Raw genomic sequence first — 6,336 nt, forward strand, 5'->3', positions numbered from 1 at the left:
AGTCACTTAATCTGTTCGTTTCCCGAGGGTAACGGGAAAAAACCGGTCACAGGCAAATCATCAGCACCCGCATTGAAGGTACGGGTGAGGATTTCCCCGGATACGGAGAATCAGTTGTTAAGCATTAATTTGGGGCGGCTGCCAGATATTTTGAATAAACGAGAGGGTAAAGGCGAGACGGTAAACAGGGTACTGCCGTTCGGGAAGCGGGGCCGGAACGGCCGCAACATAACCCAGCGAAAATTTCATGACGACCGGGGTATTGCAGCAACCGCATACACAGAACGGGCTGCAAAGGTCCCCGGCTGTACTCCGGTTTTCATGTGCGTGGGAATCGTACGTTTCGTGGATACGGATTGTGTCGGCTGCATAGGTGTCCGCGCAAGGCAACAGGCTAAGTGCCAGCAATAATGTACCTAATATGAACCGCATCATTTTCACAATACTGCAAAAGTAGTCAATCTATTCAAAAACAAAGATAAAGAGGTAAAAAAAATGATTATCCAGACCATCTTTGCAACCTGACTGTACCAATTCCCGGTTGGGTAAGCTTGGAAGGCCGTTTCACGCCGGCGTGAAACGGCCTTCCAAGGAAATCAATGGTCGTGGCCTTCGTGGACTCCGGCCGAATCCGTTCTATGTCCATCATGGACCGTGTCATCCTCGTGCGCATGGGCTTCGGGGTGATCATGCCCTTCATGGTCATGGTCTTCGTTGCCACCGTTGTTCCCGCAGGAGGCTAAAAGGAATGCAGCAGTAATAAGGGATAAACACTTATGTCTCATTTTCATTATTTTAAAATTATAAAAATAAAAAAACGAACCTTTGTAACCGACGATAAGAAAATATACCGTTCCACAAGAGTCGGTATCTTACAATGTCTGCGGTGCCTTGCATCGGTAATTTTTCCAATGTCTTTTTAGAACGGCTGTCATCGGATCCGGAGGTATCTGATCTTCTCATCGCCATTTCCGACGAGCCTGTATATGCCCCACCATCCCAGAGGTGCCAGTACAACCACACTTAACATGCCCGGGAAATAGCCGTAAGGTTCATCTGTGAGAAATGGAAATACAAAATGTGCTAGCTCCGCTACGCCCATCGACACGAAAAGCGTCCATATAGAATAATATCCGATTTCCCGTCCGCATTTAATCAGGGTGGGTACGGCAAGCCAGGCACCGACGGGAAGCGCCACTAATCCCACAACGATGCCGGCGCTGAGACCGGGAACCGTTCCTGGCTTCATAGTCGGCTAAAAAGTTCGACATTTGGCAACTTGCTCTTCATTGTCGTAGCTTCTGGGTTAAAATCTGAAAGTTCCGTTTTCTTTCATCTTCGCAAATACCAAAAGGGTTGAATTCTGATTGTGTTACTTAATAAGGAATTCATCAGCGGCACAAGAAAAGCATACTCCTAAGAACGCTTCTGTACTGCAAATACATTAGTCAAAAAGCCGTCATGATCATGACGGCCTTTTAAACTGTTTCTTGATGCTATGCCTTACAGCAAGCATCCAGCTTTTCGTAAGCCTCCGTAAGGGCCTTTAACTGGTCCGCGTCGAAGCCGGTGGCCGAGATGGCTTGGCGTATTTCGTCAGGAGTGGCTTTATCCTTCCGATAAGTTACCGTAATCGTATTTGCTTCCGGGTCAACCTTGACTCTTCTGATGCCTTTTACTTTTCTGCGTACGCTTTGATTAATGTTCGGGGCGCTGCTTTCACATTGCAGGCTATGGTCACAATAAATAGCGGTTTTGATAACGATGGTTTCCGTATTGCTTTGGGCAAATACGGCGGTTAAACCGATGGTACATACCATTACTAAAAGACTGACTAACTGCTTCATAATTTTTAAACTTTAACAAATGTCACTAGCGTCCTAATATTAAAGTAAAAAGTTCTTTGAAATATCTGTAATACTGTTTATTAAGTTGGTTTCCGGGTTCAAACGATTTGAACTGCAAACGGTGATTTTCGGGCGCTGACACTCTGGCATAGCTTTGCCGGATGAATCAAGGCAAGTATGTTTTCGCGCAGGTAACCTCGTTTTTGGACCCAAACGATTTCCTCAAATGCGTGAAGCGGTATGCCGGCAACTATAAAATCCGGCAATTCACCCACTGGCATCAGTTGATGTGCTTGGTCTTCGGCCAGCTGTGCAATAGGGAAAGCCTGAGCGATCTGGTCACATGCCTGGATACCCAGCGCGGGAAGTGGTACCACCTCGGGTTGGGTAAAAGCCTTTCAAAGTCCAACCTGGCTTATGCCAATGCAAACCGCGATTGGCGAATCTTTGCGGACTACGCCTACCTGCTTATCGAAGAGGCGCGAAGGGTCTGCATAGGTCAGGCGGATTTCACGCTGGATATATCCGGCAATGTGTATGCCGTGGACTCCACGACCATCGACCTTTGCCTGGGCATCTTCTGGTGGGCCAAATTCCGCAAGCGCAAGGCAGCGGTAAGGCTGCATACCCAATTGGATATCAAAACGGGGATTCCCAATTTCATCCATATGACTGACGGGACAGTCCACGACGTCAATTTTTTGGATGTCATGGAGATTGAGGCCGGAAGCATCTACGTGCTGGACCGCGGATACCTTGACTTCCAGCGGCTATACCGTATCCATTCCAGCAATGCCTATTTTGTCACCAGACTCAAGAACAACACCAGTTTCAGGCGGCTGTACTCCAGACGGACAGACCGGAAAACAGGCGTTATCTGTGACCAGACGATCCGTCTGAACAACTATTACGCAGCCAGGGATTACCCTGAAATGTTGAGACGGATCAAATACCGAGACCCGGAAACAGATAAGGTATTCAACTTCGTCACAAACAACTTCGAGCTGGAACCCATGGAAATCTGCCAGCTGTACAAGTATCGGTGGCAGATCGAGCTGTTCTTCAAATGGGTCAAACAGCACCTGAAGATTAAGGCCTTCTGGGGGCATACCGAGAATGCTGTGCGCATACAGGTCTACACTGCCATAATTGCCTATCTAGCCGTGGCCATCGTGAAGGCCAAGCTGGCCGTAGCGCGGTCAAACTACGAAATCCTACAGATTCTCAGTCTGACGTTGATCGACAAAACACCTCTGAATGAGCTGCTTAACAGCGACGTATTACAGAATATCAAAGAACAGAAATATAAACAATTGAAAATGTTCTAATTACAATAGGACGCTAGTGAACAAATGTAATAATTAAATAAGTCTACTGTATCTAAGGATTAACGTGCGATCTTATAACGCACACCCGCATAAAATTCACGGCCGCGAATCGGGCCCCATACCGAAGAAAGATCAAAATACTGACCGAATGGATTATCTGAACTGATAATCGGGTTGGCCTGCCGGAATCCGCCGATATTTTCGCACCCTAGGTAAAAATCAACCACCTTCCACTTATACGTCGCCTGCGTGCTGAATGTGGCATAACGGGTGGAATGCAAGTCTCTTCGGTAAGGCTCCGGATTGCTGCGCGTATCGGGCAGACGCATCCGGTCATACCAGTGAGCGTTGGCATCAAACTGCCATTTGTCATTCTCTGTCCGATAGGTCAACGCAGCCATTGCTCGATTTTTCGGATTGAATGGCAACACGTTCTTCTTCCCTTCTCTCAACTGATATACGTCCAAATAATTATAGGCCGCACGCAATTCCCATTGCCGCGAAAACTGCAGTAACGCATCAAGCTGGACGCCGTTGGAGCGGGATGTGCCCTCGAAGTTTCCGATGAAGGCCTTGGTCGGATCCGTATCCAGATCCGGAAAAAACTGGTTGCTGAAACGCGTCTGGTAAAAATCGCCGCTTAACGTGACGTTGGTGCCACCCAGCCAGAAACCCCATGTATGGCTCAGCCCCCAGGTGGTTGCCCGCTCGGGCTTTAGTGCACCTCCGGTAAAAACTATGTCCCGTGAACTGGCCAATAGGTTAACCTGCTCACTGAACAGGTTAACCTGTTTCCAGCCGGTGCCTATGGATGCCCGCAGTGTGTGGTTTTCGTTGAATGTGAATTTACCCATCGCCCGCGGGGTGGTATACCAGCCCCATCGCTGGTGGCGGTCCATGCGAACCCCGGTGATCAGAGCCAGTTTTCTGTCGCCGCTTTCAAATGTATTTTCAATAAATACGCCGGGCACACGCAGCCGCGTCAAGTAGTCACCTGCGTAGGTGCGCACATCGGCCGGATCCGCAAAAGCTACCGTTTCGTTCAGCTCCTGATAACGGTAGCTGGCCCCGTACCGGAGGAGGTTGCCGGCCAACCAGCCCCATTCGTGCTGCACGGTAAACTGGCCGCTCAATTGGTCGGCCACGTAACGGGCATTGCCGAACCATGAATGCTGGTCGTGGTAGAAGCCCGACGCCGAGGCGACGATGGCATAATTGGCCGAAAACCGGTAGCCGGATTTCATGTACACCTCCGGCTGGGTGAAACGTACCGACTGGCCATACGTCGACGAACTGCCTTCATCCGCTCCGATGCGGTAACCCAACTGCCCACCGATACGCCGCTCGTCAACCAGCCGCCATCCGAACTGGGCGGTCAGGCCGGTCGCGCGGCCAGTGTTATATTCCCATTTATTGTAGACCATGTAACGCGTTAGCAGGGGCAGATCCATGAAGCCGTCGCCGTCGCCATCTGTACGACTGGCTGGTTGCACGGTGTGCAGGGCGGCAAGCGAATGCCAGTGCTTCCGCTTCCCGACATCCAGTGCCAGGTTGGCATTGACGTGTTTCTCCCAGAATGAATTGGTATATGCATTCAGATAGAGGCGCTCGGCCGATGCCGGACGCCGGCCCTCCACATTGATCTGCCCGGTGATGCTTTCGAAGCCCTGAAGTACGGAAGTGGTCCCTTTCGACACGTGAATATTTTCAACGATGCTGCCCGGATAGGTGCTGATGCCGTAGGTGTAGCTCAGCCCCTGTACCATCGGCAGCCCCTCGAAGAGCACTTGGTTATAGACCCCCGAAAGGCCGAGCAGTCGCAGTTCCTGGGCGTTGGTGACCGCATTGGTGGCATGTGATTGTACCGATGCCTGCGTGCCGAAACAGCCGGCCAGGTCACAGCAGGCTGCTTTTGAGAGTTCTGCACGGTTGATCACTTCCGTCTTGCCCACAGCCAGGCCGGAAATGAACGCACCAAGCTGGCTCGTTACCGTAACTTCTCCTAAAGCGTTCGCCGAGGATTGAAGTTCAATGGTCAGCTCGGTATCACCCGCCCAGCCAATCGTATCTGTTCTGTATCCTGTGAAGGAAGCAACGAGCCGTTCATCGGTTACCCCGGCGGTTGAGAGTTCGAAACGGCCGTTGTCGTCCGATCCGATGGAGATTTGGGTGCCTATCCATGTTACCGTGCCGCCGGCTAAGGGTTCCATGGTTCCATCCGGGAGCATTCCCAATAAGGTGCCGGTAATTTTCGGGCCGCCGTCCTGTGCAATGGCAGGTGCCACCACGGCATGTATTGATATCATAAGGAATGCAAAAACTGCATTCGTCAAAAATTTCATAATTATAATACAAGTGTTATTAACTGAACAGACCGGTTTGGCCGGTCATAAAAAATATCAATCAAGCTGTTCAGTTAGCTTGGGCGGCTGCTTGGGATGTTTTCGGACATCGTCCGGCAAGTTGTCTTTAGGGGAAATGAAGCGGTTAGGCGAGGGTTGCTGTACCGCGGAGGTATATAACATGGTGATTTTGCCCAACGTATCGTTCCCTTTGCAGCATCCGCAATGCTGGAAAGGATTGCAACCGGAATCGCAACCATCCCCCCAGGCATCGGTATCTTCGGCACCCTTATCCGCACAGCAGGTATCTTCCTTTGCCGGACGGACATCAATGCACGCTGCCTGGACCGTCGATTCCAGCAGAACTACAAGGGCAAATAAAAATGCCAGCATCTTCATTTGCACCAAAAGTACGTATTCCCTTGCAAAACGGCAAGAAGCCTTAAATCAACGCCAAGGAATAATGAAAGTTTCCCTAATCCGCACTTACGAAGGACTTATATCTCAAACCGGCAGGGAAACAGGCAGTTTAAAATTAAAGTATAGTATTTAGCTTATCCGAGCAGATTCTTTGCATCTGATATGGCCTCGTAATCCTCCAAAAAGTTAGACATTTGTAAAGTTCCCTCTACCAATAGAAGCCGGTCAATTTTTTGACCGGCTTCACTTTTTTATACCAAACCATGTTTACCGTTTACGTACTCCATTCCGGAAAACACGACAAAATCTATATCGGATTTACTTCAAACCTGGAACAAAGGTTAAAGTCCCACAACGAGCTCGGAAAAAAGGGCTGGACAATCAAATTCAGGCCGTGGA

Annotated in this window: 8 protein-coding genes; 2 read left to right on the forward strand and 6 right to left on the reverse strand. The window is 49.8% G+C overall.

The features are described from left to right. Window positions 1-117: 117 nt before the first annotated feature. The 4 genes from VNQ80_RS20920 to VNQ80_RS00445 all read right to left on the reverse strand — a co-directional run bounded on the left by VNQ80_RS20920 (window position 118) and on the right by VNQ80_RS00445 (window position 1,847). Window positions 118-435 (reverse strand): DUF6660 family protein, encoded by a 318-nt coding sequence (locus tag VNQ80_RS20920; RefSeq protein ID WP_414692970.1) that lies wholly within the window; start codon window positions 433-435, stop codon window positions 118-120. Window positions 436-596: 161 nt separating this feature from the next. After that, window positions 597-785, reverse strand: a complete 189-nt coding sequence (locus VNQ80_RS00435) for a hypothetical protein (protein WP_325635232.1) — start codon at window positions 783-785, stop codon at window positions 597-599. 146 nt (window positions 786-931) lie between these two features. Beyond that, on the reverse strand, window positions 932-1,249 hold the full coding sequence (locus VNQ80_RS00440; RefSeq protein WP_325635234.1) for a hypothetical protein: 318 nt from the start codon (window positions 1,247-1,249) through the stop codon (window positions 932-934). A gap of 247 nt (window positions 1,250-1,496) precedes the next feature. Next, window positions 1,497-1,847, reverse strand: a complete 351-nt coding sequence (locus tag VNQ80_RS00445) for a heavy metal-associated domain-containing protein (protein WP_325635236.1) — start codon at window positions 1,845-1,847, stop codon at window positions 1,497-1,499. A gap of 161 nt (window positions 1,848-2,008) precedes the next feature. Here VNQ80_RS00445 and VNQ80_RS00450 point away from each other — a divergent pair, with 161 nt between their 5' ends. Next, on the forward strand, window positions 2,009-3,175 hold the full coding sequence (locus VNQ80_RS00450; protein ID WP_325635238.1) for an IS4 family transposase: 1,167 nt from the start codon (window positions 2,009-2,011) through the stop codon (window positions 3,173-3,175). A gap of 59 nt (window positions 3,176-3,234) precedes the next feature. Here VNQ80_RS00450 and VNQ80_RS00455 read toward each other — a convergent pair whose 3' ends face one another. Together VNQ80_RS00455 and VNQ80_RS00460 are read right to left on the reverse strand one after the other, a co-directional pair. Further along, complete coding sequence (locus VNQ80_RS00455) at window positions 3,235-5,481, reverse strand: TonB-dependent receptor (protein ID WP_325635240.1); 2,247 nt, start codon at window positions 5,479-5,481, stop codon at window positions 3,235-3,237. Window positions 5,482-5,574: 93 nt separating this feature from the next. After that, on the reverse strand, window positions 5,575-5,910 hold the full coding sequence (locus tag VNQ80_RS00460; protein ID WP_325635242.1) for a hypothetical protein: 336 nt from the start codon (window positions 5,908-5,910) through the stop codon (window positions 5,575-5,577). Between the two features lie 290 nt (window positions 5,911-6,200). Between VNQ80_RS00460 and VNQ80_RS00465 the strand changes: the two genes are divergently transcribed. Continuing rightward, window positions 6,201-6,336, forward strand: a 136-nt coding sequence (locus VNQ80_RS00465; protein ID WP_325635244.1) for a GIY-YIG nuclease family protein, incomplete at its 3' end; no start/stop codon positions are given.

Origin of the sequence: Parapedobacter sp. (assembly GCF_035556095.1) — a bacterium.
Taxonomy (GTDB): Bacteria; Bacteroidota; Bacteroidia; order Sphingobacteriales; family Sphingobacteriaceae; genus Parapedobacter.

What these genes read in the sequence shown, in the direction of transcription:
- VNQ80_RS20920 (WP_414692970.1), bottom strand. Translation starts at nt 435, where the DNA reads ATGATGCGGTTCATATTAGGTACATTATTGCTGGCACTTAGCCTGTTG.
- VNQ80_RS00435 (WP_325635232.1), bottom strand. Translation starts at nt 785, where the DNA reads ATGAGACATAAGTGTTTATCCCTTATTACTGCTGCATTCCTTTTAGCC.
- VNQ80_RS00440 (WP_325635234.1), bottom strand. Translation starts at nt 1,249, where the DNA reads ATGAAGCCAGGAACGGTTCCCGGTCTCAGCGCCGGCATCGTTGTGGGA.
- VNQ80_RS00445 (WP_325635236.1), bottom strand. Translation starts at nt 1,847, where the DNA reads ATGAAGCAGTTAGTCAGTCTTTTAGTAATGGTATGTACCATCGGTTTA.
- VNQ80_RS00450 (WP_325635238.1), top strand. Translation starts at nt 2,009, where the DNA reads ATGAATCAAGGCAAGTATGTTTTCGCGCAGGTAACCTCGTTTTTGGAC.
- VNQ80_RS00455 (WP_325635240.1), bottom strand. Translation starts at nt 5,481, where the DNA reads ATGATATCAATACATGCCGTGGTGGCACCTGCCATTGCACAGGACGGC.
- VNQ80_RS00460 (WP_325635242.1), bottom strand. Translation starts at nt 5,910, where the DNA reads ATGCTGGCATTTTTATTTGCCCTTGTAGTTCTGCTGGAATCGACGGTC.